General features: G+C 60.8%; 23 protein-coding genes. 9 read left to right on the forward strand and 14 right to left on the reverse strand.

The annotated features are described in order from the left end of the window. The first annotated feature begins 24 nt into the window (after positions 1 to 24). From ACMYR2_RS14150 to ACMYR2_RS14160, 3 genes are all read left to right on the forward strand, one after another. Positions 25 to 921 carry a 50S ribosomal protein L11 methyltransferase gene (locus ACMYR2_RS14150; RefSeq protein ID WP_416193180.1) on the forward strand — a complete coding sequence of 299 codons (897 nt, stop codon included), beginning with the start codon at positions 25 to 27 and terminating at the stop codon, positions 919 to 921. A gap of 74 nt (positions 922 to 995) precedes the next feature. Then, positions 996 to 2,819, forward strand: a complete 1,824-nt coding sequence (locus ACMYR2_RS14155) for an aminopeptidase P family protein (RefSeq protein WP_347264659.1) — start codon at positions 996 to 998, stop codon at positions 2,817 to 2,819. A 109-nt stretch (positions 2,820 to 2,928) separates the two neighbouring features. Continuing rightward, positions 2,929 to 4,113, forward strand: coding sequence for a hypothetical protein (locus ACMYR2_RS14160; RefSeq protein WP_347264650.1), 1,185 nt, complete (start codon positions 2,929 to 2,931; stop codon positions 4,111 to 4,113). A gap of 128 nt (positions 4,114 to 4,241) precedes the next feature. Here ACMYR2_RS14160 and ACMYR2_RS14165 read toward each other — a convergent pair whose 3' ends face one another. Further along, the gene (locus tag ACMYR2_RS14165) at positions 4,242 to 4,604 is read right to left on the reverse strand and encodes a helix-turn-helix transcriptional regulator (RefSeq protein ID WP_416193181.1); all 363 of its coding nucleotides are present in this window, start codon (positions 4,602 to 4,604) and stop codon (positions 4,242 to 4,244) included. A gap of 92 nt (positions 4,605 to 4,696) precedes the next feature. Here ACMYR2_RS14165 and ACMYR2_RS14170 point away from each other — a divergent pair, with 92 nt between their 5' ends. After that, positions 4,697 to 5,848: an Lpg1974 family pore-forming outer membrane protein gene (locus ACMYR2_RS14170; protein ID WP_416193182.1), complete on the forward strand. Its 1,152-nt coding sequence runs from the start codon at positions 4,697 to 4,699 to the stop codon at positions 5,846 to 5,848. Between the two features lie 383 nt (positions 5,849 to 6,231). Here ACMYR2_RS14170 and ACMYR2_RS14175 read toward each other — a convergent pair whose 3' ends face one another. Further along, positions 6,232 to 6,441, reverse strand: a complete 210-nt coding sequence (locus tag ACMYR2_RS14175; RefSeq protein ID WP_011315590.1) for a cold-shock protein — start codon at positions 6,439 to 6,441, stop codon at positions 6,232 to 6,234. A gap of 233 nt (positions 6,442 to 6,674) precedes the next feature. On the opposite strand from ACMYR2_RS14175, the gene ACMYR2_RS14180 reads away from it, so the two are divergent. Beyond that, complete coding sequence (locus ACMYR2_RS14180) at positions 6,675 to 6,968, forward strand: hypothetical protein (protein WP_416193183.1); 294 nt, start codon at positions 6,675 to 6,677, stop codon at positions 6,966 to 6,968. Positions 6,969 to 7,138: 170 nt separating this feature from the next. On the opposite strand, the gene ahcY is transcribed toward ACMYR2_RS14180, so the two are convergent. From ahcY to ACMYR2_RS14195, 3 genes are all read right to left on the reverse strand, one after another. Next, complete coding sequence (gene ahcY, locus ACMYR2_RS14185; RefSeq protein ID WP_416193184.1) at positions 7,139 to 8,596, reverse strand: adenosylhomocysteinase; 1,458 nt, start codon at positions 8,594 to 8,596, stop codon at positions 7,139 to 7,141. Positions 8,597 to 8,788: 192 nt separating this feature from the next. Then, positions 8,789 to 9,985 carry a methionine adenosyltransferase gene (gene metK / locus ACMYR2_RS14190; protein ID WP_416193185.1) on the reverse strand — a complete coding sequence of 399 codons (1,197 nt, stop codon included), beginning with the start codon at positions 9,983 to 9,985 and terminating at the stop codon, positions 8,789 to 8,791. 59 nt (positions 9,986 to 10,044) lie between these two features. Continuing rightward, positions 10,045 to 11,397 (reverse strand): hypothetical protein, encoded by a 1,353-nt coding sequence (locus ACMYR2_RS14195; RefSeq protein WP_416193186.1) that lies wholly within the window; start codon positions 11,395 to 11,397, stop codon positions 10,045 to 10,047. A 524-nt stretch (positions 11,398 to 11,921) separates the two neighbouring features. Here ACMYR2_RS14195 and ACMYR2_RS14200 point away from each other — a divergent pair. Next, entirely contained in the window at positions 11,922 to 13,232 is a 1,311-nt protein-coding gene (locus tag ACMYR2_RS14200) for a UDP-glucose dehydrogenase family protein (RefSeq protein WP_416193187.1), read from the forward strand. Positions 13,233 to 13,405: 173 nt separating this feature from the next. Beyond that, the gene (locus tag ACMYR2_RS14205) at positions 13,406 to 13,582 is read left to right on the forward strand and encodes a hypothetical protein (RefSeq protein ID WP_416193188.1); all 177 of its coding nucleotides are present in this window, start codon (positions 13,406 to 13,408) and stop codon (positions 13,580 to 13,582) included. Positions 13,583 to 13,731: 149 nt separating this feature from the next. On the opposite strand, the gene purU is transcribed toward ACMYR2_RS14205, so the two are convergent. After that, entirely contained in the window at positions 13,732 to 14,589 is an 858-nt protein-coding gene (purU, locus tag ACMYR2_RS14210; protein ID WP_416193189.1) for a formyltetrahydrofolate deformylase, read from the reverse strand. A 146-nt stretch (positions 14,590 to 14,735) separates the two neighbouring features. Here purU and ACMYR2_RS14215 point away from each other — a divergent pair, with 146 nt between their 5' ends. Beyond that, complete coding sequence (locus ACMYR2_RS14215) at positions 14,736 to 15,563, forward strand: uroporphyrinogen-III synthase (RefSeq protein WP_416193190.1); 828 nt, start codon at positions 14,736 to 14,738, stop codon at positions 15,561 to 15,563. A gap of 223 nt (positions 15,564 to 15,786) precedes the next feature. Then, positions 15,787 to 16,716: an MraY family glycosyltransferase gene (locus tag ACMYR2_RS14220; protein WP_416193191.1), complete on the forward strand. Its 930-nt coding sequence runs from the start codon at positions 15,787 to 15,789 to the stop codon at positions 16,714 to 16,716. 200 nt (positions 16,717 to 16,916) lie between these two features. Here the strand turns inward: ACMYR2_RS14220 and ACMYR2_RS14225 are convergent, their stop codons facing one another. The 8 genes from ACMYR2_RS14225 to wbjC form a co-directional block, all read right to left on the reverse strand. Continuing rightward, a complete protein-coding gene (locus tag ACMYR2_RS14225) occupies positions 16,917 to 17,837 on the reverse strand; it encodes an NAD-dependent epimerase/dehydratase family protein (protein ID WP_416193192.1) in 921 nt (306 codons plus the stop codon). 99 nt (positions 17,838 to 17,936) lie between these two features. Further along, positions 17,937 to 18,515 carry an acyltransferase gene (locus ACMYR2_RS14230; protein ID WP_416193193.1) on the reverse strand — a complete coding sequence of 193 codons (579 nt, stop codon included), beginning with the start codon at positions 18,513 to 18,515 and terminating at the stop codon, positions 17,937 to 17,939. Between the two features lies 1 nt (position 18,516). Continuing rightward, positions 18,517 to 19,584: a Gfo/Idh/MocA family protein gene (locus tag ACMYR2_RS14235; RefSeq protein ID WP_416193194.1), complete on the reverse strand. Its 1,068-nt coding sequence runs from the start codon at positions 19,582 to 19,584 to the stop codon at positions 18,517 to 18,519. After that, the gene (locus ACMYR2_RS14240) at positions 19,581 to 20,885 is read right to left on the reverse strand and encodes a nucleotide sugar dehydrogenase (protein WP_416193195.1); all 1,305 of its coding nucleotides are present in this window, start codon (positions 20,883 to 20,885) and stop codon (positions 19,581 to 19,583) included. Before ACMYR2_RS14240 ends, ACMYR2_RS14235 begins: the two co-directional genes overlap by 4 nt. A gap of 67 nt (positions 20,886 to 20,952) precedes the next feature. Continuing rightward, positions 20,953 to 21,900 (reverse strand): hypothetical protein, encoded by a 948-nt coding sequence (locus ACMYR2_RS14245; protein ID WP_416193196.1) that lies wholly within the window; start codon positions 21,898 to 21,900, stop codon positions 20,953 to 20,955. 89 nt (positions 21,901 to 21,989) lie between these two features. Then, positions 21,990 to 23,222 (reverse strand): glycosyltransferase family 4 protein, encoded by a 1,233-nt coding sequence (locus ACMYR2_RS14250; protein ID WP_416193197.1) that lies wholly within the window; start codon positions 23,220 to 23,222, stop codon positions 21,990 to 21,992. An 80-nt stretch (positions 23,223 to 23,302) separates the two neighbouring features. Beyond that, entirely contained in the window at positions 23,303 to 24,436 is a 1,134-nt protein-coding gene (gene wecB, locus ACMYR2_RS14255; RefSeq protein WP_416193198.1) for a non-hydrolyzing UDP-N-acetylglucosamine 2-epimerase, read from the reverse strand. Beyond that, positions 24,433 to 25,545 carry a UDP-2-acetamido-2,6-beta-L-arabino-hexul-4-ose reductase gene (gene wbjC, locus ACMYR2_RS14260; protein WP_416193199.1) on the reverse strand — a complete coding sequence of 371 codons (1,113 nt, stop codon included), beginning with the start codon at positions 25,543 to 25,545 and terminating at the stop codon, positions 24,433 to 24,435. The genes wecB and wbjC overlap by 4 nt, the downstream gene beginning before the upstream one ends. Between the last annotated feature and the right edge of the window lie 2 nt (positions 25,546 to 25,547).

Raw genomic sequence — 25,547 nt, forward strand, 5'->3', positions numbered from 1 at the left:
CCCCGGATAAGCTTTGGACTGCCGATGACCGCTGAGATTTCGCCGGCGACGAGCCGCGCCGCCTTCGCCATCGGGGCGGAGCAGGCCGCGCGCCGGGCCGTCGATTTTCTGAGCGAGTATCTGGAGGACGGCGAAACCGCGGTGGCGGCCTTCGAACGCAGCGACGGCTGCTGGAGCGTCGCGGTTCACTTCGCCGACCCGCCGGATGAAGCACGAATCCGCGCGCTGGTCGCTCTCGCCGCGGGCAATCACGTCGCCCGGACCGTCGTCTTTGATACCATCGCCGCCAGGGATTGGGTCGAGGCCAGCCTCGAAGGGCTGGCGCCGGTCCCCGCCGGCCGCTTCATCGTCCACGGCCGGCACGACCGCGACCGCGTCCCACCCAACAAGCTGGCGATCGAGATCGAGGCCGCGCTGGCATTCGGCACCGGCCATCACGGCACCACCCGAGGCTGCCTGCTGCTGCTCGATCATGTTCTCCGCGCCAGGATGCCGCGACGTGTCCTCGATCTTGGCGCTGGGACAGGTGTTCTGGCCATCGCCGCCGCCAAGGCGCTGCGCCGGAGCGTGCTGGCCAGCGACATCGACCCGCGCTCGGCGACGGTGGCGCGGGAGAACGCTACGCTGAACGGCGTCGGCAATCTTGTCTGGTCGATCCGCGCGACCGGCTTTTCCGCGCCGCTGTTTCGCGCGCGCGCGCCGTTCGATCTGGTGCTGGCCAATATCCTCGCCAATCCGCTGCGGCGCACGGCTCCGGCCATGGCGCGCCATCTCGCGCCCGAAGCCATGGTGATCCTCTCGGGGCTGCTGCCGCAGCATACCCGCGGCGTCATCGCGGCCTACCGCGCGCAGGGGCTGGTGTTGATGCGGCAGTTGCGGATCGACGGATGGTGCAGCCTGCTGATGCAGAACAGAGGGTGACTCAGGGCCGGCTGCGTTGAACGGCTGCGCGCAAACCGGTGTCCACTTCTCGAAAACGCTATATGATGCCGGCAATGTTCGAGGCCTATTTCCAGACATTCGAGGATCCCGAAGGCGGCGTGGCGCTGACCGCCCGCCTCGCCGCGTTTCGCGAGGAGCTGGCGCGGCGGCAACTGACCGGATTTGTGATCCCTCGTGCCGACCGGCAACAGAACGAATATGTCCCGCCTTCCGAGGAGCGGCTGGCATGGCTCACCGGCTTCACCGGATCGGCCGGCCTTGCCGTCGTGCTCGCGACGGAAGCCGCGGTGTTCGTCGACGGTCGCTACACCTTGCAGGCGGCGCAACAGGTGGATATCCGGGCCTGGAGCATCGTCTCGCTGGTCGATCCGCCGCCGGAGAGCTGGCTGGCGGAGCATCTCGCGGCCGGCGACCGCCTCGGCTACGACCCCTGGCTGCATACATCGGCGGCGGTCGAGCGTCTTGCGAAGGCCTGCGCGAAAGCGGGAGCCGAACTGGTTCCGGTGGACAGCAACCCGATCGACGGCGTCTGGACCGACCGTCCCGCGCCGCCGCTCGGCGCGGCCACCATCCACGACGCGGCGTTCGCCGGCGAAGCCGAGGCCGACAAGCTCGCGCGCATCCGCGCCGAGATGACAAAGCTCGGCGTCGATGCGCTGGTGCTGTCGGATTCCCACGCGGTGGCATGGACCTTCAACATTCGCGGCGCCGATGTCTCGCATACGCCGCTGCCTTTGTCCTACGCGCTGGTGCCGAAAGAAGACCGTCCGGCGATCTTCATCGACCGCCGCAAACTCTCCGACAGCGTCCGCAATCATCTCGAACGCAACGCCGATGTGCGCGAGCCGGATGAACTGACCGGCGCGCTGACGAGAACGGCCCAATCCGGCGCGGCGATCGCGCTCGATAAAGCCACCGCCGCCGACGCACTGAGCCGCCTGATCACGTCCGCCGGCGGCAAGCCAGTGTGCGGTAACGATCCGGTCGCGCTGTTGAAAGCGGTGAAGAACCCGACCGAGATCGCGGGCGCGCGCAACGCGCATCGGCGCGACGCCGTGGCGCTGGCGCGGTTTCTCGCCTGGATCGACCGCGAAGCGCCGAAGGGCACGCTGACCGAAATCGACGCGGTCGAGGCGCTGGAGACTTTTCGCCGCGAGACCGGCGCGCTGAAGGACGTGTCCTTCCCGACCATCGCAGGCACCGGGCCGAACGGGGCCATCGTCCACTACCGCGTCACCCGCATGAGCAACCGCCGCATCGTGCCTGGCGACCTGCTGCTGATCGATTCCGGCGCGCAATACGAGGACGGCACCACCGACGTCACCCGCACCATCGCCATCGGCACGCCGACCGACGAAATGCGCGACCGCTTCACGCGCGTGCTGCGCGGCCACATCGCCATCGCCCGCGCGGTGTTTCCCGACGGCGCCAGCGGCGCGCAGCTCGATACGCTGGCGCGGCAATTTCTCTGGCAGGCCGGCCTCGACTTCGAGCACGGCACCGGTCACGGCGTCGGCAGCTACCTCTCGGTGCATGAAGGCCCGGCGCGAATTTCGAAGCTCGGCGCGACGCCGCTGAAGCGCGGCATGATCCTGTCCAACGAGCCCGGCTATTACAAACGTGACGCATTCGGCATCCGGATCGAGAATCTGGTGCTGGTGACGGAAGCCGGGATTCCCGGCGCTGAAAAGCCCATGAACAGCTTCGAGACCTTGACGCTGGCCCCGATCGACCGCCGCCTGATCGATCACCGCATCAGCAAGAAAGAGGTGGCGTGGCTCAACGACTATCACGCCCGCGTCCGCCGCGAGGTGCGCCCGCATCTCGACGAGGCCACGAAACTCTGGCTCGACGCCGCGACCGAGCCGCTGCCATAGCACGCGCAGATCATCGCGAGCTATTCCTCGCGTGAAGCAGGACAAACAGAATTATTGCACAGTCCACCGATCAAGAAAATCTTGCTCGATACTATCAAGGATTTTATTATTGAAGACCGTAAGACTTTTGGAATTTCGTCCTGAACAAAAAATCATATTGCGAACGAACAAAGAGGCGCATGTCATGAACCGGTTGCTGATGATCTGCATCGCTCTGGTGATGTCTGTTTGGTGGTCCGGAGCAAACGCACGCGGCCCCTTCGGATCGATCAGGATCGCGGGATGGTCCGGCGGCGCATACACAGACAACAAAACAGGCGAATTTTCGAACTGCATCGTAAGCGCGAACTATAAGAGCGGAATTACCTTTGGCATTGTGGTCACGAAAAAGCTTGAGTGGCTACTGGCGTTTACCCACAAGCGATGGAATTTGGCTCCCAAGGAAAAATTTCCGATCGCACTGAGTTTTGATGGCCGCAATACCTTCAATGTTATCGGGGTCTCTCTCTCGACGAATACTGTGTTCGTGCCAATGCCGGACAACTCAGCCCTTATTCGCGCGTTCCGCGGCGCGCAAATCATGTCGGCGATTGCCCAAGGCAACGTCTTTCAATTCCGTTTAACAGGCACGTCAGCGGTTTTGCCCGCAATGGTCACATGCGCAAAAACAATGAACGCAAGAGGGCTGGCAGCGGCAACCGATTTCACTGCTCCTCATCAGCCTGCTATCGCGCCTCCATCGATGGGCCCCCAGAAAACGACGGCAACCCTATCAAGCACCCAGCCGAATTCGGCTCATGAGAACTCTACTGAATTGCAGTTCGAAGCCATGCAAATCGCATCCAACTTTATCCTGAAGGCGTCGCTGGACCAGCCATCCTTGCTTCGTCGCGAGGACACACCTCTATCGATTGCATCGACAGGAGCCGGATGGAAAGCCAACGACGCGACCGGCTTCGTTCGAATTATTCCCGCCAAGCAGAACATGACGGGCCTTGATGTTGCCGCAACCATTGTTGGAAACGATGCCAAGGAGTGCAAGGGCAAGTTCGCATCGGCACGCAACAGCGAGCTGATCGATAGCGAGGTTGTTTTTCGCGGCATGTCCTCTTGTGAGGATTCGAAAGGTTCTGTGGTTGCGGAGTATTTTGTTTTTCCGCGGAAGAAGGGCGGGTTCATATTGTTCTCTGTTCTCACGCCGACGAAAACAGGTTCTCAACAGACACAGGGCCAGAATCGCGAGGAGATGAATGCCGGTTTCCGACAAGCCGCCTATACCTCACTCGCAAAATGAACTTGAGCGTTTGTTCCCGCCATTTGACGGTGCAGTCTTTTTCGAGGATGAAAGGATGCGCGACGCCGGGTTCACCACGGGAGCGCGACCCATCGCATGGCGACCACCGGTCAATCGCCGCGCGGATATCACACCTGCAACGGCTGGGTTGCCTTGAGCAACGCAACCAGTTGACCTTGATGGTTTGTCCCGGTTCTTCGAAATATCTTGTCGAGATAAGAACGCGCGGTTGAGAACTTGATGCCGTTCTCCTGCGCGACCGCTTTCAACGACAAACCCCTCCCGAGCGAAGTCACCAGCCTCACTTCGGCCGGCGTAAGGTCAAACAATCCCATCAGGATCGTCGGCGATGGCACGAAGCTGCTCGGATTCAGCGTCGTTGCCGCGACAAGGATCTCGGCGCCGAACATCATGTCCCTTGCCGAACGGAATAGCGGCAGGACATGAACGACGAGCGCGGGTTGCCTTTGTCGCCGTCGCGTGCGGGCCACCCCTGCCCGCCGAGGAGAACAGCCTTCAGCATCGATTGGCCCAGCTTGAGCGAGAGAACGCGACGTTAACGCGGGAGAATGCCGCGCTTCGATTGAACCGCAAACTGGCGCGCGAAAACGTCGCGCTACGCAAGTCGTCCCCGGAGCGCGCTACGCCTGCGGCCGCACCATCGCCCGGCACAAGCGTGCGCGATGCCTATGCGGCTGATTTCCAGACCGCTTACAAGGCTGTTCCCATGGAAACCCAGGGGCAGTTCCGCTTTTGGGGCGAAGGCGGCGCCATCTGGAGCGGCGGCGATCCCGTGACGGCCCCTTACTCCCTGACGAATTTCTCGAATAATCTTGACCTTGGTTTCGCCGGAGGAGGCGCGCCCAACGGACTGTTCAACCTCACGCCAAAGGTCGGCTGGGAGGCCGCCGCCGGTTTCGATTATCGTTTCGCGGGCTCACCCTGGCACGTCAGCGGAGAGTTCAGGTACGGACAGGCCAAGGGAAGCGGCGCCGACGCATCCGCTGGCAGCATTGCTCCCGAGATCATGGCTTTATTTCCTCCCCCGTTGGCAGGAGCCGCCATAGGCGGCAATCAGACCATCGCCGCTAATCACCGCCAGGATCGCTGGCAGGCCGACATCGCTCTGGGTTATGACGCGTTTGGAAGCCCATCGAATATGATGCAATTCAAAGGCGGCTTGCGTATCGCCGAACTGGTCGGGCGCACGACCCTTGCCGATCGCAGCCAGTCCTACATCCGGCTTGGCGCGCCGATCGATATCTTTAATATCGGCGTGCCGATCCAGAACATTGATACCAGCACGACGTCGATCCTGAACCAGCGGAGCAGCTTTTTCGGCGCCGGCCCGCGCGTCGGCGTCGAGGGGTTTGTTCCTCTCGGCGACGGCTGGGCTTTCGATTATCTCGGTGACGCCGCTATCCTGTTCGGCAGCCAGAAGCTGACCAGCACATCGACCGTGAAGACGACGATCTCTCCTGCGATTGTTGGTCTTTTTGGAGGAGGAGGTGCGAATACGGCGGCGACGGTTCGGGACCAGCGGTTCGCCGCCGTCTTCAATGCCGATCTTCAGGTCGGCGTGTCCTACTGGATCAATCCGAATGTCAAGATCAGCGCCAGCTATCGGCTTGATGCGTATTTCAATGCGTTCAACGCCACGTTCGATCCGAACATCAAGGACACCATCAGCCGCTACATCCACGGGCCGCGTCTGCGCGTGACGGCGCAATTCTGATCAGCGTTGGCTTCCCACACCATCGCGTTAAACAACTTCCCACACCATCGCGTTAAACAAAAAGCCTCGTCATTGCTGACGAGGCTCCAATCCAGAGCATTATCGCTTCTGATTGAATCAGAAGCGAAGCTCTAGATTATTGTTTTGGCGCGTTTTCTTTACGCGAACCGGTTTCCACTTCGCTCGAAAACGCTCTACTCGTAAAACGAGGCGGAAAATCTGAAAGCGCGTCCCGGTCCATCCGCGGGTTACGGCGCTTTATGATTCCGTGCATGATGCGCCGACATCATCACAGAGAGATGACAGCAGCGCGACCATGATCGATTCTATACGTTGAGCGGGATGCGAGCGGAAAACTGCTCCACCCTTTTCCTCATCCCGCTCTATGCGAGTGAGAGGTTTTCGGCGCTGACCTTGCCGCGCATCTTGTCGGTCTTCAGCTCGAAGTTGACCTGCTGGCCTTCATTCAGGCCGCTGAGGCCCGCGCGCTCCACCGCGCTGATGTGCACGAACACGTCGTTGCCGCCGTCGTTCGGCTGAATGAAGCCAAAACCCTTCTGGCCGTTGAACCACTTCACAGTACCTGTCGTCATCGGAGTCGTCCTTGTTCCAAAGCGCACACTAGGCGCATTCTCGCGCACGATTGCGCGAAACATCCAATCTCAGCGATGTCTTTGGAAAGGAGCCGTTGTCTTGATGAAGACTTGCGGCGCTCTAACAAAACCAATGCCGGCAATCGAATGCTGCCATCATGGCATTTCCCGCCGGAAACCGCAAATCCCATGCTGGTCTGGCATTTTCGCGGATCATCACTATATTGGGTTTCATGACAAAGTCTCCGCCGAGCCCGGCACAACTGGCCCGTAACGAACGGATGCGCACCGCCGCCATCGAGGGCGCGAAGGCGCGCGCCGATATCGAAGCCCGCGACGTCGCCGTACGCAAGAACATGGAGCGCCTGCGCGCCCTGCGGCTTGCGAAGGAAGCCGAAGAGGCGGCGAAACCCAAGCCACCCAAGCCGGTCAAGGCATCGGCCCGGGGCAAGAAGGCAGCACCCAAACAAACCCCCAAGCTGTCGGACTTCCTCGCCTCGCAAAGAAGCACCGGCCGGACCACCTGAACCGGCCGCGTTGACCCGGCGAAAGATTAAACAGAATCTAAAAAGCCCCGGATCGCTCCGGGGCTTTTTGCGTCCCACGCTCATGCGCGGAAGCCTTCAGACGAGCATGATCCGGTCCGAAAACCGGTGCCCGCATTTCGCCGGCGCGGCCCTTCGGGTCGGGATCATGCTCAATACCGGTAGTGATCGCTCTTGAACGGACCCTCGACCTTGACGCCGATGTAGTCGGCCTGATCCTTGCGCAATTCGGTCAGCCTGACGCCGATCTTGTTGAGGTGCAGCCGCGCCACCTTCTCGTCCAGCGACTTCGGCAGCACGTAGACCTCTTTCTTGTACCTGCCGTCCTTGTTGTTGGCGAACAGTTCAATCTGCGCCAGCGTCTGGTTGGTGAACGACGCCGACATCACGAAAGACGGATGCCCCATGGCATTGCCGAGATTCACCAGACGGCCTTCCGACAACAGGATCATGCGCTTGCCGTCCGGGAACGTGATCTCGTCGACCTGCGGCTTGATGTTGTCCCACTTCAGGTTCTTCAACGCGCCGACCTGGATCTCGTTGTCGAAGTGGCCGATGTTGCAGACGATGGCGCGGTCCTTCATCGCGCGCATGTGCTCGATGGTGATGATGTCCTTGTTGCCCGTGGCGGTGACGAAAATGTCGGCGCGCGGCACGGCGTCCTCCATGGTCACGACCTCATAGCCTTCCATCGCCGCCTGCAGCGCGCAGATCGGATCGATCTCGGAGACCATGACACGACATCCCGCCTGACGCAGCGAGGCGGCCGAGCCCTTGCCGACGTCGCCGAAGCCGGCGACCATCGCGACCTTGCCGCTCATCATCACGTCGGTGCCGCGGCGGATGCCGTCGACCAGCGATTCGCGGCAGCCGTAGAGGTTGTCGAACTTGGATTTGGTGACGCTGTCGTTGACGTTGATCGCGGGCCACAGCAGCGTGCCGCTCTTCTGCATCTCGTAAAGACGATGCACGCCGGTGGTGGTCTCCTCGGAGACGCCCTTGATGCTGGCCGCGACCTGACCGAACCAGCCCTTCGGCTTTTCTTTCAGCAGGCGCTTGATCAGCGCGAACAGCACCTCCTCCTCTTCCGCGCCCGGCTTGTCGAGGAACGCGGTGTCGCCCTTCTCCGCGCGCACGCCGAGGTGGATCAAGAGCGTCGCATCGCCGCCGTCATCGAGGATCATGTTGGGATGCAGGCTTTCACCGCTCTTTGCACCATGCCAGTCGAACAGCTTCGCGGTGTAGTCCCAGTAGTCCTTCAGCGTTTCGCCCTTCACCGCGAACACCGGAATGCCGGCGGCGGCGATCGCCGCGGCGGCGTGATCCTGGGTCGAATAGATGTTGCAGGAGACCCAGCGGATATCGGCGCCCAGCGCCTGCAGGGTTTCGATCAGCACGGCGGTCTGGATGGTCATGTGCAGCGAGCCGGCGATGCGCGCGCCCTTCAAGGGCTGCTTGGGGCCGTACTCCTCGCGCGTCGCCATCAGGCCGGGCATTTCGGTCTCGGCGAGCGAGATTTCCTTGCGGCCGAAATCGGCAAGGCCGATGTCGGCGACGATATAGTCGGTGAAATCTGCGGTCTGCTTGGTGGCGGCGGCTGCGGTGGTCATGGCATTCCCTAATATTGCACGAGATTAGCAAAAGCAGTGCTCGTTGCTGCGCCCTCTCCCCTTGCGGGAGAGGGCATCGTCAACGGCACTACAAACTCAACTGGGTGAGGGGGTGGTTCTTCATCTCGGATCAACCCCTCACCCGCCCTCGCTTTGCTCGGGCACCCTCTCCCGCAAGGGGAGAAGGAAATATCAGACCGCGTTCTTGAGCGTCACGGCAAGGTCGGTCTTCTCCCAGGAGAATCCACCCTCGTTGTCCGGCGTGCGGCCGAAATGACCGTAGGACGAGGTGCGCGCATAGATCGGCCGGTTCAGGTCGAGATGCTTGCGGATGCCGCGCGGCGTCAGATCCATCGCTTCCGACACGATCCGCTCAAGCGTGTCTTCCGGAGCCTTTCCGGTGCCGTGCGTGTCGATATAGATCGACAGCGGCCGCGCCACGCCGATGGCATAGGCAAGCTGCAACGTGCAGCGATCGGCGAGACCGGCCGCGACGATGTTCTTGGCGAGATAACGCGCGGCGTAGGCGGCCGAGCGGTCGACCTTGGTCGGATCCTTGCCGGAGAACGCGCCGCCGCCATGCGGCGCCGCGCCGCCATAGGTATCGACGATGATCTTGCGGCCGGTCAGTCCAGCGTCGCCGTCGGGGCCGCCGATGAAGAACTTGCCGGTGGGATTGATGTGCCAGATGGTCTTGTCGGTGATCCAGCCTTTCGGCAGGGCCTCACGGACATAAGGCTCGACGCGCTCGCGCACCTGATCGGAACTCATATCCTCGACGAGATGCTGATGCGACACCACGATCTCGCGCACGCCGACCGGCTTGCCGTTTTCGTATTGCACGGTGACCTGGCTCTTGGAATCCGGTCCCAGCACCTTTTCCTTGCCGGAGTGTCGGGCTTCGGAGATCAATCGCAATATCTTGTGCGCGTAGAAAATCGGCGCCGGCATCAGGTCCGGCGTTTCATTGCAGGCGTAGCCGAACATGATGCCCTGGTCGCCGGCGCCTTCTTCCCTGTTGGTGCCCGGCTGCAGCGCGTCGACGCCCTGTGCGATGTCGGCTGACTGCGGATGCAGCAGAATCTCGATATCGGCGGTCTTCCAGTGAAAGCCGTCCTGCTCGTAGCCGATGTCCTTGATCGCGGCGCGCACGACGCTTTCGATCATGTCCTTGGTGACGGATTCCGGCCCGCGGGTTTCGCCGGCGATCACCACCTTGTTGGTGGTGGCGAGCGTCTCGCAGGCGGCGCGGATCGCCCATGGATCGATGCCCGCTTTCGGGCCTTCGGTGAAAAAGAGATCGACAATCTCATCGGAGATCCGGTCGCACACCTTGTCGGGATGTCCCTCCGAAACCGACTCGCTCGTGAATAGATAGGATCCGCGCATCAATCGACCTTTCGTCCGTCCGCCGGAAGTGGCGGCCCTTTCGTGCTGTTGCTGAAATGTCAGTCCCGGCGACGCGAGATGACGTAGGATTCGTCGTAGAACCAGAGACCGTTATGCTTGCGCAGAACCTCCCTGGTGGCGTCGAGATAGCGGCCGCTTTGGGTCATTTCCGTCAACCGGTCATCTTCGACTTGGGCGACGTAAACCGCCGCATTCCACGCCGCGAACAGTGTCGAAGTTCCGATCGACCCGGTGACTTCATTGGGCAGCGCTTCCATATCATAGCGGAAAATCGAACGATGGTCAGCATATGCGTTGAAATTGAGGCCCCTCCCCACCGAACCAAGCTCGTATTTCACAGCGCGCAATAGCTCATGACGGCTCACGGCGAAAGGGTTTTCTCCCGGCCAGACGGCCTGGACGATCTCCAGTCCGGGATCCTGTCCGTGAGAATGTATTCCTATCAAACGCCCTCCGGGCCGCAAACTCCGCGCCAGCGGGGCGATTATTCTCCTGGCCTTGAAGTTCAGGGAAGCCCGCGCCCGGTAAGGCTGCGAGGCGATCACCAGATCAAAGCCGGCCTCGACCCGCCCGGCTCGTGGAATCGCAGAATCGAGCAGGAACTGGTGGTCCTCCCGATAGATGACCAGCACCACCGGACGCTCGTAGACCGGCATCCCCGTGACCGGGCTGACGCTCGCCCTCCAGTTCTCCTCCAGAAACGGCCAAAGGTCGCGGATCTGGACCTCGAATTCGCCGGAGGACGCCCCGCGCAGCGGCACCTCACGCCACACCATCCTGGCCGCCGCCTGGGACGATCGCGGCGTCAGCCAGGGCGCCTCCGCGTAGTTCATATTCGTCAGCACGATAACCGTCGACGGGTGCTCGAACAGCCGGTCCGGCAGCTTGTCCAGCGTCAGCTTGATGTCTTCGAGGCTGAGCTCCTTGCCGGCGATGTAGAACGGCATGTGGGGAAACCGCCCGTGCATGGAGCGCATCACCCGCGCCAGCACCGTGCCGTCGCCGACCCCCGCATCAAAAACCCGCAGCGCCGGCGGACGCGGATAGATGCTGCCGAACTCCAGCGCGACCCGATCGGCGATGACCCGCTTCTCGCTGCAGGTATGAACGAAAAGCAGATACTTTTGCCGGTTCTCGAAGAAGCGGAAGTTGGCGCGGGGATCGCGCCGTTCGATCGGCTCCGGCTTGCGGACCGACACCGCGCCATCCGGGGAACCGGAGACGATATAGGCCTCGATCCGGTTCAGCGTGTCGATGGTGATGCGCTTGCCCTCGCGCAGCCGCTGCACGAGCTTGCCATCATTGACGGCGCGCCGGCCAAAGGTCGATTCGGCCATGCCGACCCGGCGGCAATAGTCGGAAATCTGGCTCAGCAGTTCCTCGTTCGTCATGGGTAGCGCGCATGGGCCAGATTAATGGGCAACAAGTTATATAGACTTCTTCCTATCACCACCTGCCCACGATTGAAACCCTGGAATATTCTCCGGCCAGGCGGATGACCTGCTCGCCGCAAGAACATGCGACCAGACGATGATTTCCGGAGCATGCTCCGATCCAACTTGACCGGATCATGCGGAAGAAAACCCGGCCCGGAATCCCGGCCTGGGATTGTCCTGACGCATTTCCTTCATGCTGACCGGGTAGAGAATGCTTCGGGACAGCGGATGCCTCGTCAGGCTTTTTGATCGAGCATAATCTTATCCGAAAACCGGTTTCCACTTTTCGGGATCATGCTCTAAAGTCTGATCTAACTGTGTTGCACCAGACTCCAGCCCTAACTTTTTGATCGAGCATGATCTTGTCCGAAAACCGGTTTCCACTTTTCGCCGGCGCGGCCCTTCGGGTCGGGATCATGCTCCAAGAGGCGCGGGTTGCCATCTCTTCTCTTCGGTGCCTCCTGCGACAGGTCTAAACGATGCGCATCGCCATGATCGGCACGGGCTATGTCGGCCTCGTGTCCGGAGCCTGTTTTGCCGATTTCGGACATCAGGTGACCTGCGTCGATAAAGACGCGACCAAGATCGCCGCGCTTTGCCGCGGCGAGATTCCGATCTTCGAGCCGGGCCTCGACGCGTTGGTCGCCACCAACGTCAAGGCTTCGCGGCTCGATTTCACCACCGATCTCGGCGGCCCGGTGGCGGAGGCCGATGCGGTGTTCATCGCCGTCGGCACTCCCTCGCGCCGGGGCGACGGCCACGCCGACCTCAGCTACGTCTATGCCGCGGCGCGCGAGATCGCGGCGGCGATCCGTGACTTCACCGTGGTGGTCACAAAATCGACCGTGCCGGTCGGCACCGGCGACGAGGTGGAACGGCTGATCGGTGAAACCAACCCGTCCGCGGACGTCGTGGTGGCGTCCAACCCGGAATTCCTGCGCGAAGGCGCCGCGATCCGCGATTTCAAATTTCCGGATCGCATCGTGATCGGCACGTCCGACGAGCGTGGGCGCAAGGTGCTCGGCGACATTTACCGGCCGCTTTCGCTCAATCAGGCGCCGCTGATGTTCACCGAGCGCCGTACCGCCGAACTGATCAAATACGCGGCCAATGCCTTTCTCGCGACCAAGATCACCTTCATCAACGAAATCGCGGATCTGTCCGAAAAGGTCGGCGCCGATATCCAGGAGGTCGCGCGCGGCATCGGCCTCGACAATCGCATCGGCACCAAGTTCCTGCACGCCGGCCCGGGTTATGGCGGCTCCTGCTTTCCCAAGGACACGCGCGCGCTGGTCAAGATCGCGGAAGATCACGACGCCCAGCTTCGCATCGTGGAATCGGTCGTGACCGTCAACGACAGCCGCAAGCGCGCGATGGCGCGCAAGGTGGCGCACGCGCTCGGCGACAATCTCCGCAACAAGACCATCGCGGTGCTGGGACTGGCGTTCAAGCCGGATACCGACGACATGCGCGAGGCGCCGTCAATCCCGCTGATCACGGGCCTGCGTGACATGGGGGCGAAAGTCCGCGCCTTCGACCCCGCCAGCATGAAGGAAGCGCGGCGCGAACTCCCCGATATCGACTATTGCGATGACGCTTATTCGTGCGCGGAAGGCGCGGACGCGCTGGTGATCGTGACGGAGTGGGTCCAGTTCCGCGCGCTCGATCTGCCGCGCCTGAAACGCATCATGAACCAGCCGATCGTGGTCGATCTGCGCAACGTTTATCGCCCCGCCGAACTTGAAGAGCTTGGCTTTGCCTACACCGGCATCGGCCGGAGCCAGGCATAGATCCTTTTTTCAACGAATGCGGCAACCGCCGCTGCCTCGCAATTTCCACATCGGGATTGTAATCACTCTCCATGATATCCCGCTGGCGCCAACTCCCGCTCCTGCTTCGCATCCTGCCGGTCGCATGTACCCTGGCGGGGTGCAGCAGCATCAATTCGCATTTGTCGGCCGGGATGGGTGACATGATTCCGCAATGGGCCGGCGGCCTTCCCGCGGACGCGCCTCCGCGGCCCGGCACCGCGAAATATGATGAGATGATGAAACAGCGCGAACGCGCGCGCCTGGAGCCGAAGCCCAACGAGCCCGGCGCCCAATCAGCGGACGGTCAAGTGACGGCCCCGGCCAACTGAACCTCGGCCGCCCGTGACCCTCCACCGCTTCATGGAAACGGTGAAAGACACCAGCTTTCTATTTTAACGCGTTTTCTTTACGCGAACCGGTATCCATCCTCGGGTCAAGCCCGAGGACATGCTTCGCTCGAAAACGCTATAGTGATGATTCAATCCATGAACACCACGGTCTTGCGGCCGTTCAGAATCACGCGGTCGTCCAGATGATGCCGGATGGCCCGCGCCAGCACGCGCCGCTCGATATCGCGTCCCTTGCGAACCAGCGCATCGGGCATATCGCGATGACTGATGCGCTCGACGTCCTGATCGATGATCGGCCCCTCGTCGAGATCGCTGGTGACATAGTGCGCGGTCGCGCCGATCAGCTTGACGCCGCGCTCATGCGCCTGGTGATAGGCTTTCGCGCCCTTGAAGCCGGGCAGAAATGAATGATGGATGTTGATGCATCGGCCGGAAAGCTTCGCGCTCATGTCGTTCGACAGGATCTGCATATAGCGCGCCAGCACCACCAGGTCGGTGCCGGTTTCCTCCACCAGTTTCAGGACTTCGGCCTCCCGCGACGCCTTGTCCGCCGCTGGAAAATAGTGAAACGGGATCTCGCCGAAATCGAGATGCGCATAAGTCTCGCGCGGATGATTGGAAACGATGGCCGTCGGGATCATCTTCAGTTCCCCGGTGCGCCAGCGATACAGAATGTCGACCAGGCAATGATCGGACTTCGACACCAGCAGCATGACCTTCCGCAGCTCGGCGCGATCGCGCATAAGCCAGGTCATGCGGAAGCGCTCGGCGATCGCATCGAACCCGGTTTGCAGCGCCGGAAGCCGCACGGCGAGATCGGCGGCATTGAACACCACGCGCATGAAGAAGCGGCCGGTCTCGGCATCGTCGAACTGCTGGGCATCGATGATGTTCTGGCCGTTATGAGCCAGGAACGTCGATACCGCCGACACAATTCCGGGCCGGTCGGGACAGGAGAGCGTCAGCACATACTGATGGTGGGACATGGGGAGGAACGGCGGCTAGACCGAACGATCGGAACGGAAATCCGACGGGCACCCTGCTCTATCACCTCCATCGGCCTTGCGCCACTCACCCTGCGAGAGGGACAATCGATACGCAAAGCGATTAACGGCTGACCTCCGGGGTGATCATGGCTGGCAGGCTATCCGGTTTCCGTATCCTGATCCTTGAGGCCCGCGAGGAAGCGCAATTTGCCCGCTTGCTCGCGGAGCAAGGCGCCGAGGTTCTGCAGTGCCCGATGTTCACCATCCGCGACGCGCCGGATGCCGCGCCGGTCGAGGACTGGATCAGGCGTTGCATCCGGACCCCGCATGACGATCTGGTGCTGACGACCGGCGAAGGGCTGAGGCGTCTCGTCACGGCTGCGCGCCGGATCGGCCTCGATCAGGCGTTTATCACCGCCATCGGTAAATCCCGCAGGTTGGCGCGCGGCCCGAAGCCGGGCAAGGCGCTGCGCGAGATCGGACTGGAGGCGACGATCACCACGGACAAGCCGACATCGGAAGGCATCCTGGAAACCCTGGCCCGGCTCGATCTTTGGGGTCATCGCGTCGGCCTGCAGCTTTATCCAGACCGCGACCACGGCGCGCTGCTTGGAAAAATCCAGGCACAAGGCGCGAGTGTCGATCCGGTGCTGCCCTACATCTATGATACGAGCGCGGCTGAAACTCACATCGTCAGAGCGATCGAAGAAATGGCCGAAGGCCGGATCGACGCCGTTGCACTGACGAGTTCGGGGCAGGTCCGCCGGCTTGTCGAGGTCGCCCGCATCCATCGCTGCGAGGACCGGCTGCGCGCCGGACTCGAGCGCACCAGTATCGCCTCGGTCGGCCCCGTGGTTTCCGACGAATTGAAAGCCTACGGCCTGCGGACAGACATCACGCCCGCGAACAATGTGTACTTCATGAAGCCGCTGATCTCGGCGATGGCGATAAGCCTGAATGCGCCCGAAGGCTGATAGGCAAAGTCCTACAATAACAACTTCTCGCCCTCGGGATCAGAACAAGAACATGCGACCGGAACTCTTGCACCGGAACTCTTACCATGGCTCGACCGCAAAAGCCCGAAAGGCTATATGGCCGTTCGCGAAGTTGCAGTTCGACCCTAACGTGGATTCTTCCTTGTCGCTCTTGACGATCATGCCTGCGGCAGCTCTTTCGTTTGCCCTCACCTGGTTACTCATGCCCTTGTTGCAACGTTACGCGCTTGCAAGGCCCAACGCGCGATCGTCGCATAAGATTCCGACGCCGCAGGGCGCGGGGATCGCGGTCATCACCGCGACACTCGTCATCGTTGTCGTATTTGCCGCGGCGACAGGAACGGAAGTTTCGACCTACGCGCTGGCCGCGACCCTCTTTATCGCCGTCATCGGAGCGGTGGATGACATCCGATCGCTTCCCGTTCTGACACGCCTGCTCGCCCAGGCGATTGCGGTAGGAGCCATCCTGTCAGCGTGGCCCGGCGATCTCCGGATTTTTCCACTGGGCCCGCTCTGGGTGGAACAGGGAGTCCTGCTGCTGGCCGGGATCTGGTTTGTCAATCTCGTCAACTTCATGGACGGTCTGGACTGGATGACCGTCGCCGAGGCTGTACCTGTCGCGGGGGGCATCGTCGCGCTAGGATATCTGGGTCATGTCCCCCCGGCCATCGCGATCGTCGCCGGCGCGCTCGGCGGAGCCTTGCTCGGCTTTGCACCCTTCAACCGGCCAATCGCGAAAGTCTTTCTCGGTGACGTCGGCAGCTTGCCGGTGGGCCTCTTGCTGGGTTGGTGCCTGCTCGAACTCGCGTATCGCGGTCAGTTCACCGCGGCGCTGCTTTTGCCTCTCTACTATCTTTCCGACGCCACCATCACCATGCTACGCCGCCTGCTCACCGGTGAGAAAGTCTGGGCGGCCCACCGCTCGCATTTCTATCAGCGCGCAACGGACAACGGATTTTCCGTTCTGAATGTCGTTGGGATTGTATTCGCGCTCAATCTTGCGCTGGTGGCACTGGCTATCGCTTCCACGCTAGCGATCTCGCCTGCGGCAAAGATCATTGCGCTGCTCGCAGGGGCGGCATTGGTTGGCCTTGCCCTGTTCAGATTCGCGCGAACGCGGCCAACGCGCTAGCTAGCGCGTTTTCGAGCGAAGCATGTCCTCGGGCTTGACCCGAGGATGGATACCGGTTCGCGTGAAGAAAACGCGCCAGATCAAAACCATAGATCCCGCTTCTGATTCCATCAGAATCGGAAGGCATCTAACCGGCTGATCATCGTTCCCGAGAGGCCGGACAACCCAGCCCGATAATCCGCGCTCATGTCCTTGCCTTGTCAGACTCTTGTCTTACCAGCCATCGTGCGGAGACCCTCGCGGGTCGTTATAGAGGGCTTCCATCCGGCCTCAAGCAGTTTCGCAGGATTCACCACGAGATCCCGGCCGATGCGATCCCAGAGCGCGCTTCGGCCAACGAGACTGAGCACGCCGGCTATCAGACGAGGAGGAACGGAAAAGAGCCGGGTGCGATCGCCATTTGCCGCGCGGAGACATCCGAATATCTCGGCGATCGACACCGGATCGGGGTCAGCGACGACGAATGTCTCATTGAGCGTCGACGGGCTGTCGATGCTCAGCATGATTGCCTCGACAAGATTGCCGATGGCCAGCAACGAGCGTCGATTGCGAAACGAGCCGAACGGGAGAGGAAGCGGCAACGCAGCGATACGAAGCAGAAAAGCGATGTTCGCCTTGGCGTTCGGACCATATACGATTACCGGCCTCAGGATCGTGTGAGGCACGCCGCTGTCGCGGATGGCGGTCTCGGCCGCAAGTTTGGCCTGATCATATCCGGTCACCGGACGCGGCTCATCGTTCTCCGTCAGAACGCGGTCGGATGCCGATCCCGTCTGCGCACCGATTGACGACAAAAAGATTAAACGCCGCACGGGATGCCGCAAACACGCCTCCGCCAGGCTGACCGCCGCACCGCGGTTGACCTTGTCGTAGTCGACCGCATCACCGCCCTGGCGATGGGCGATGGCAGCGAGATGGATGACAATATCGATACCGGCGAGGAGCGGGCCCCAATCGAAATCGTCCTCGAAGTCAGGAAGCACGACGGGGTCGATGCGCTCTCCGCCCCGAACCGGCCGGCGCGACGCGGCGCGGACGTGATGACCCGCGGCGGCCAGAGCGGGCACGAGCGCCGAACCAATGAAGCCGGACGCGCCGGTAACGAGTATCCGAAAAGACATGCTTATGCCCGGTTCAATCCGCCAGAATTTCTGTCCCGGCTCTTCACCTCGTCCGGCGCGGCTCATCTGTCTTCCGCTCGCGATCCGGCCGACGCCAACCTATCTCGGCGATCCTGTCGGCTCGCACGACCCCAGGTCAATACGATAGGCGCTCCCACAAGACTCGCAGACGACCTCGCCCGTTGTTCCCGGAAGTTTCGTTCCGCATCGGCACATCCAGCCTATCCGCTTTGCGGGAACACCCGCCACCAGCGCAAACGGAACGACATCGCGATTGACAACCGCACCAGCAGCCACGAAGGCATGACGGCCTACGGTGGTCCCGCAGATAATGGTGCAGTTGGCGCCGAGCGTCGCGCCCCGACGAACGATAGTTTCGCGATACTCGTCCTTGCGGGTGATTGCAGAGCGAGGATTGTAGACATTGGTGAAGACCATGCTCGGCCCGCAAAACACGTCATCTTCGAGCCGGACCGCGTCATACACCGAAACATTGTTCTGGATCTTGACGTTGTCGCCGATCACCACATCGTTGCCGACAAAGACATTCTGGCCGAGCGAGCACCCACGCCCAATGCGGGCCTTGCCGCAGACGTGAACCCAGTGCCAGATGCGCGAACCGTCGCCGATTTCGGCGCCCTCATCGATGATGGCGGTGGGATGAACCGTCACCGTCATATCAATAGTCCAACGGCAGACAGACCCGCTTACCGTCACGCGCCGAAAGATAGGACGCGATCAGGACCTCGAGCGACTTAAGACCGTCGCGACCGTCCGTAACCGGCTCGGATTCGCCGCGCAAAACCTCGATGACGTTATCATAATACAGCGGGTGGCCGAACCCATAGACAGACGTGGTCTCATAGCTTGCCGATCTGACCTTCTCGTCATCGGGGTGAGGCTCGGCAAACTCCCAATGCTGGATGTCGTTGACCGCGACGCCTCCGACCCGCACCGTCCCCTTCTCGCCGAGAATGGTGATGCTTCCTTCAAAGTTCTTCGGGTAGGTCAGCATGGTCACATTCATCGCGCCGAGCGCGCCGGAGCGCCAACGCAAATTGACCGCAGCGGTATCCTCGACCTCGATGTTGCGCGCCAGTGTTGCGGTATAAGCCTGGACGCTTTCGATGGGGCCAATCAGCCACTCCAGCAAGTCGACGTAGTGACTCGCCTGATTCATCAGGGCGCCGCCGTCGAACTCCCACGTGCCGCGCCAGCGCGCGCTATCGTAATAACTCTGCGGACGGGTCCAGAACACGTTGATATTGACCATGTAGATACGGCCAAAGCGCCCGCTTTCCACGGATCGCTTCAAAAGCTGAAGCGTCGCATTGGCGCGGTTCTGCTTTACCACAAATAGCCGGACACCGGCATCATCGCAGGCTTTCACCATCCGCAAGCCGTCGGCCCACTTCGTGGCCATGGGCTTTTCGGTCATGACGTGACGGCCGGATGCCGCGACCTTGATCGCCTGATCGGCGTGCAATCCGCTGGGAGTGGTCAGCACCACGACGTCAGCGTCAGTCTCCGCGAGCATGCTGCCAAGGCTGCCATATGACCTGGCGCCGGTCGTCTCGACAGCCGCCTTAAGCGCTGCCGCGCAGACGTCGCAAACACTCACCAGCTCCGCCCGGTTATGATGCCGCTGGATGGCTGCCAAATGATTCTGCGCAATTCGTCCACAACCGGCGAGCGCAAACTTGATCTTGCGGTCAGTGATCGCGGGTGAATACTTGATCATGGTCATGCCTTGACGATGTGAGGATCGTTGTCACGAAACCTTCCTCGACAATCAACCAATAACGTCGCATGCGCCTTGATGAGATCATAGTCGAACTTGTCGTGATCGGTAGCCAGCAATACGCAGTCAAACGTCTCCAGTGTTTCCGCCGACAGCGGCATGCTCGACAGCGCGAAGCTGTGCTGGCGCATCCTGGGAAAAACCGGAATATGCGGATCACTGTAAGCGATATCGGCGCCGAGATCGCGCAGCTTCTCCATCAGAAAGACAGAAGGAGACTCCCGCATGTCGTCCACATTCTTCTTGTAAGCGATACCAAGAACCAGGATCCGGCTTCCATTCACCGGTTTCCGTTGTGAATTCAGGCCTTCGGCGACCTTCGCCACGACGTAATCATGCATCGATGAGTTGATTTCACCCGCAAGTTCAATGAAACGCGTGTGCATGCCGCATTCACGCGCCTTCCAGGTCAAGTAAAACGGATCAATCGGGATGCAGTGGCCGCCGATGCCGGGCCCCGGATAGTACGGCACAAAGCCGAACGGCTTGGTGGCCGCCGCCCGGATCACCTCATGGATATCGATCCCCATACGGTCCGCCACCATCTTCATTTCGTTGACAAGACCGATGTTGACGGAGCGGTGAATGTTCTCGAGCAGCTTGGTAAGTTCCGCCGCCCGCGTTGAGCTGACAGGAACAACCTTGTCGATAACACTGCCGTAGAGCGCAAGACCGACATCGAGACAATCCGGCGTATGACCGCCGCAGACCTTTGGAATGGTTTTCGTCGAGAAATTCGGGTTGCCCGGATCTTCCCGCTCGGGAGAAAACACGAGGAAGATATCCTTGCCGACCGTCAGACCATGCCCCTCGATGCGCGGCTTCAGTTCCTCATCCGTTGTGCCGGGATAGGTGGTGCTCTCGAGCGAAATCACCATACTCTCGTGCAAATGAGGAACGAGCGATTCCGTGGTGCCGATGACGAAGCTCAAATCAGGTTCGCGGTATCGGTTGAGCGGCGTCGGTACGCACAAAATCAACGCATCGACGTCGCGGGCGCGTGAGAAGTCCGACGTCGGATCGAAACGATCTGCGACCGCCTTCCCGATCGCAGCAGCCGGGATATGTTCGATATAGGATTCGCCGCGCTTCAGCGCTTCGACTTTATTATCGTCAATGTCGAAGCCAATGACTTTATAGCCGACCTCACAATATCTCAGCGCTAGCGGCAATCCGACATAGCCAAGCCCGACAATCCCGATGACAGCTTTTTTCGATTTGAGCTTTTCAATCAACTCGGATTTCATCTTGGGACTTTCGAAGAAGCTGGAACGTCTGAGATTGAAAACTTGCGGCATGGCGGCGCGCGGCCGATCAAGACCCGCTTTTCGTTGCGGCCCGCCATGGCAAGGCGTCGCGGATTCGCTGCATCCTTGCTCCATAGAGCGGGCTGCTCATGCTCCGCATCAAGATATGGCGGAACACGATGATCGCCACCAAAAAAACGAAGGTAACGCCCATCGCCCGGATGACTCCCCTCCACGGTGAACTCCTGGGCGCATCCTGCACCGATTTGTCCGGCTTCGTGGGCGGCGAAAAGATGACATCCCTGCTCACGCCTGCGAGTTCGCTTTTGATCTCCTCCGCTTTGCCGATGCTGTTGGTCCGAAGCTCGATAAGGCGCGCGACATCCGGCGGAGAGTGTTCCGGCCTGGGCGCGATCAGTTCAGGATTCTTCAACAGCTCCTTGATGATGGCAGAGAGGTCCGAAATCTGAGTTTGGGTTGCTTCCAGAAGGCGGGTCAGCCGCACGGCGGCATCCGGCCGAGGCTTGGTTGTCGCAAGCCATGCATCGATGAGTGTGGACACGAGTGCCTGCGCCCGTGCGGGCTCGGCATCCGAAACTTCCAGCACATAAAGCGACGGCCGCTTCGCATCCGCTCCCGCCGCCGGAGAAAACTGAAGATTCTTGGCTAGAAGTTCGCGACGATCACGGTCCGGCATCTCCCGCCCCGGATACTCTGGAACCTTCTCCAGAGCGGATTTCAAAATTGGCTCCGAGCGCAGAATCGACTCGGCGTGTTTCGCCCTTGCCTCATCCAGAGGACCGACGTAGGCGACACTGCTGTAAGTCTTTGGCGGAAAAGAAACGTTGGACAAGCTGATGAAATAAGCGATTGCGCCAACAGCTATCGTAGAAAGAAAAATCAGCTTCCACGCTTGCAGGATCGGAGGAATGAGATCGAGAAACATTCCCCAAAAGTCCAACTCGCGATCGTCAGGGACGCGTTCGTCAGATTTGGGGATTGGATGCGAATCCATACGCAGTTCCTTCCGTCATGTCCGAGCAATGACCGCTGCCGGGTCCACTGGCGCCAAAGATCTGATCAAGGCACGCTTGGCATGGTCGCTCATGCGGCATTGCCGCGAGCATCCCCGATGGCTTTCTGAAAAGCTGACTCGGTTTCTGCGATTGCGGCCGAGAACGAAAATATCCGCCAATATGCCTCCTGTCCGCGCCGACCCATGTCCGCTAATCGATCCTTTGGCATTTTCGCCAACTGCACCATCGCATCCGCCATCGCCTCGACATTATCGGACGGCACCGCGACCCCGGCACCGGCTTGGGTAACGTACTCTGCCGCCTCACCCTCGACGCCGATCAGAATCGGTCTGCCCATTGCCATATAGAACTGGGTTTTCTGGGGAATTGTAATCCTGAACAAGGGATCGCTCCATAAATGCAGGGCCAGAACATCCGAGGCCGCAAAAATATCGCCTATCATCGTTCGCGGAACACCCGGCGCGATACGCACGTTGTCCGCGCCGAGCCGCTGCACCAGTTGCTTCAAATTTTCACTTTCGATCCCATCCCCGATCAGCAGTAGCTGCAAATCAGGCGCCCTCTGCCGCGCAAGATGTGCCGCCCTTACCATGACGTCCAATCCCTGGACACGCCCGAGATTGCCGCCGTATACGATATTGAACTTGGCGCCGAAGTCATAGGGCGAAAGGTCAGCCAGCCCGGCGGGCGCCGCCGCGCGCTCGTCCGCCCAGTTATAGACAACGGATATCTTTTCGGGCGGGACGCCCCGCTCAATCAACCGAGTCCTGATACCTTTGGATTGCGCAATAATTCTCGCCGCGCGGCGATACACAAAATTGCACATCAGGGCGAGGATTTTTTCCATCCTCCGCGTGCCGGCCATCCCGGACTTCACTACCGAGTCCGGCCAAAGATCCTGAATGTCGATCAGGAACGGACGGCGCGACAGCCAGGTGGCGAAGATCGCGGCAAGCCCGCCTGTGATCGGCGGATAACAGCAGACAACATCGAAGCGCCGCGCGCGGAACAGCGAGAACAGCGCGGCGCTCGCCATAAAGGAAAAGTAGTTCAGAATGCGGCCAACGCTCGATCCGTTGTGACTCGGATAAAGCGGCACGCGATGAACGACGATTCCGTCCATGACCTCCCGTTTGTAGAATCCGATCCGGTATCCTGGATAGGTCTTGCCACTCGGATAATTGGGAAAGCCCGTAACGATCTCGATCTGATGTCCGCGCTCAGCGAGCGCCTTCGCGAACTCGATACCCTTGACGGTCGGTTCGGGTTCGAACCACTGGGTGATATACAGTATTCGCATCGCCGGGATGTGGATCAGCCTTGATTTGGCGCGCCATGAATCGCTGCAGCCGTCATGAGTTCAACGTCGATCGCGCGAGTTCAGCCGTACTTACGCCAGACCACGCGATTGACGTAGTCCGTGTAGCTGTGAATGATCCGAACAACCTTCTCCGAGACATTGGGAACCGCGTAATCCTCGACCAGCCGGAGCCCGCGCTGCTCGCCGCGCGGCTGATCGGCAAGAATGGCGAGCCCCTGGCGGACACGGCCGACATCGAGTCCGACCATCATGACGGCGGCCTCCTCCATGCCCTCGGGACGCTCATGAGCCTCGCGCAGATTGAGCGCCGGAAAATTCAGGATCGATGATTCCTCACTGATGGTGCCGCTGTCGGATATCACGGCACGGGCAGAGATCTGCAGCTTGACATAGTCCGAAAAGCCGAGCGGCTTGAGCAGTCGAACCCCCGAATGAAACGCCACCTTTTGTTCATCGATACGTTTCTGGGTGCGCGGGTGGGTCGAAACGATCACCGGCAGTCCGTGATCCTCGGCGACCGCGTTGAGCACAGCCACCAGTCTTGCGAAGGCCAGCGGCGTGTCGATGTTCTCCTCGCGATGCGCGCTGACGACAAAATAGCCTTCCGGCAAAAGGTTCAGCCGCGTGAGCACATCCGATGCATCGATCTTCGGGCGATAGTGAGTCAGAACCTCGAACATCGGGCTCCCGGTCTTGATGACCAGATCCGGCGGCAGGCCCTCGCGCAACAGATACTCCCGCGCAATCGTGCTGTAGGTCAGGTTGACGTCCGCGGTGTGGTCGACAATACGGCGGTTGATTTCCTCCGGCACGCGCTGATCGAAGCAACGATTACCGGCCTCCATGTGAAACACGGGGATACGGCGGCGCTTCGCGGGAATGACGGCAAGGCAGCTATTGGTGTCGCCGAGCACGAGCATCGCGTCAGCCTTCACCTCCGAGAACACGCGATCGACATTGACGATCACGTTTCCAATGGTCTGAGCCGCGCTCGACCCGGCGCTGTCCAGAAAATGATCGGGTTTGCGCACCCCAAGGTCGTCGAAAAAAATCTGATTGAGTTCGTAATCGTAGTTCTGACCCGTGTGAACGAGGACGTGATCGCAATGCTGGTCAAGTCGGGCAATCACGCGGGAAAGCCGGATGATTTCCGGGCGCGTTCCGACGATCGTGACGACTTTGAGCTTCTTCACGCGGTGACCTTCATGGCGATCGTATCCGGGCGGGACCTGTCAAAGATTTCATTGGCCCACAGCATCACGATCAATTCGTCGTCGCCGACATTCGTGATGTCGTGCGCCCAGCCCGGAACCGTTTCAACGATCTGACCTTCGCCGCCCTGGACGAAGATGTCGTGGCGCTCATCTGTTTCGATATGGCGGAAGCTGAACCGAGCCCTGCCGCGGATCACGATAAATTTCTCTGTCTTCGTATGATGATAGTGCTCGCCGCGGGTAATGCCCGGATGCGCCGTGAAATACGAGAACTGGCCGCTATCAGCCGTCTTAAGCACCTCTGAGAACATGCCGCGCTGATCGCCGTAGCGGGGCACGCTGTAGACGAACGATTCCACCGGCAGATAGCTGACATAAGTCGAATAGAGCGCCCGCATGAGGCCGACGCCGACCGGCGGGCTGATCAGCGAAGTCCGGCTTTCGGCGAACGCCTTGATCGCCTCGGCCACCGCGCCGACAGTCGTTTCATAGACCGGCGAGACCTCCGCAAAATCGTCGGGAGGCGATGCCCCCTCAAGACATCCGATAAAAGAATTGACGACGTCGTCGATATGAACCAGCCGCAGCGCCGCGGCCGGATCGTTGACGCTGATCGGAAGCCCTCGCGTGACGTTATGGCAAAAGGTCGCGACCGCCGAGTTGTAGTTCGGGCGAGCCCACTTCCCGAACACGTTCGTCAACCGGAAAATGTAAATCGGCGCTCCGGTCTCGCGGCTATATGCACGCATCCGCTCTTCCGCGGCGAGCTTGCTTCGCCCATACGGGTTATCGAGCGCGGCCTGCGTTGAAGACGACATCACCATCGGCACCGAACGGCCGCCGGCGGCCAGCGCGGCGCACAACCGATCGGTGAATCCGGCGTTGCCCGAGAGAAATTCGGCTTCCGTCTTCGGACGGTTCACGCCGGCAAGATGAAAGATGAAGTCACATGACGACAGGGCGTCGGTAAGCTGCTCGAGTGCGGTATCGCGGGTGACGCGCACGGCATCGGCATGGCCAAGCTCGCGCAGCCGGATGCGGAGATTGGTTCCGATAAAGCCGTCAGCGCCCGTGATGACGATCTTCATGA

The organism is Nitrobacter sp. TKz-YC01 (assembly GCF_047824785.1).
Lineage (GTDB): Bacteria > Pseudomonadota > Alphaproteobacteria > Rhizobiales > Xanthobacteraceae > Nitrobacter.

Excerpts from the sequence above, each read along its gene's own strand:
- ACMYR2_RS14150 (WP_416193180.1), top strand. The coding sequence starts at position 25 with ATGACCGCTGAGATTTCGCCGGCGACGAGCCGCGCCGCCTTCGCCATC.
- ACMYR2_RS14155 (WP_347264659.1), top strand. The coding sequence starts at position 996 with ATGTTCGAGGCCTATTTCCAGACATTCGAGGATCCCGAAGGCGGCGTG.
- ACMYR2_RS14175 (WP_011315590.1), bottom strand. The coding sequence starts at position 6,441 with ATGACGACAGGTACTGTGAAGTGGTTCAACGGCCAGAAGGGTTTTGGC.
- ACMYR2_RS14180 (WP_416193183.1), top strand. The coding sequence starts at position 6,675 with ATGACAAAGTCTCCGCCGAGCCCGGCACAACTGGCCCGTAACGAACGG.
- ahcY (WP_416193184.1), bottom strand. The coding sequence starts at position 8,596 with ATGACCACCGCAGCCGCCGCCACCAAGCAGACCGCAGATTTCACCGAC.
- metK (WP_416193185.1), bottom strand. The coding sequence starts at position 9,985 with ATGCGCGGATCCTATCTATTCACGAGCGAGTCGGTTTCGGAGGGACAT.
- ACMYR2_RS14195 (WP_416193186.1), bottom strand. The coding sequence starts at position 11,397 with ATGACGAACGAGGAACTGCTGAGCCAGATTTCCGACTATTGCCGCCGG.
- ACMYR2_RS14200 (WP_416193187.1), top strand. The coding sequence starts at position 11,922 with ATGCGCATCGCCATGATCGGCACGGGCTATGTCGGCCTCGTGTCCGGA.
- ACMYR2_RS14205 (WP_416193188.1), top strand. The coding sequence starts at position 13,406 with ATGGGTGACATGATTCCGCAATGGGCCGGCGGCCTTCCCGCGGACGCG.
- purU (WP_416193189.1), bottom strand. The coding sequence starts at position 14,589 with ATGTCCCACCATCAGTATGTGCTGACGCTCTCCTGTCCCGACCGGCCC.
- ACMYR2_RS14215 (WP_416193190.1), top strand. The coding sequence starts at position 14,736 with ATGGCTGGCAGGCTATCCGGTTTCCGTATCCTGATCCTTGAGGCCCGC.
- ACMYR2_RS14220 (WP_416193191.1), top strand. The coding sequence starts at position 15,787 with ATGCCCTTGTTGCAACGTTACGCGCTTGCAAGGCCCAACGCGCGATCG.
- ACMYR2_RS14225 (WP_416193192.1), bottom strand. The coding sequence starts at position 17,837 with ATGTCTTTTCGGATACTCGTTACCGGCGCGTCCGGCTTCATTGGTTCG.
- ACMYR2_RS14230 (WP_416193193.1), bottom strand. The coding sequence starts at position 18,515 with ATGACGGTGACGGTTCATCCCACCGCCATCATCGATGAGGGCGCCGAA.
- ACMYR2_RS14235 (WP_416193194.1), bottom strand. The coding sequence starts at position 19,584 with ATGACCATGATCAAGTATTCACCCGCGATCACTGACCGCAAGATCAAG.
- ACMYR2_RS14240 (WP_416193195.1), bottom strand. The coding sequence starts at position 20,885 with ATGAAATCCGAGTTGATTGAAAAGCTCAAATCGAAAAAAGCTGTCATC.
- ACMYR2_RS14245 (WP_416193196.1), bottom strand. The coding sequence starts at position 21,900 with ATGGATTCGCATCCAATCCCCAAATCTGACGAACGCGTCCCTGACGAT.
- ACMYR2_RS14250 (WP_416193197.1), bottom strand. The coding sequence starts at position 23,222 with ATGCGAATACTGTATATCACCCAGTGGTTCGAACCCGAACCGACCGTC.
- wbjC (WP_416193199.1), bottom strand. The coding sequence starts at position 25,545 with ATGAAGATCGTCATCACGGGCGCTGACGGCTTTATCGGAACCAATCTC.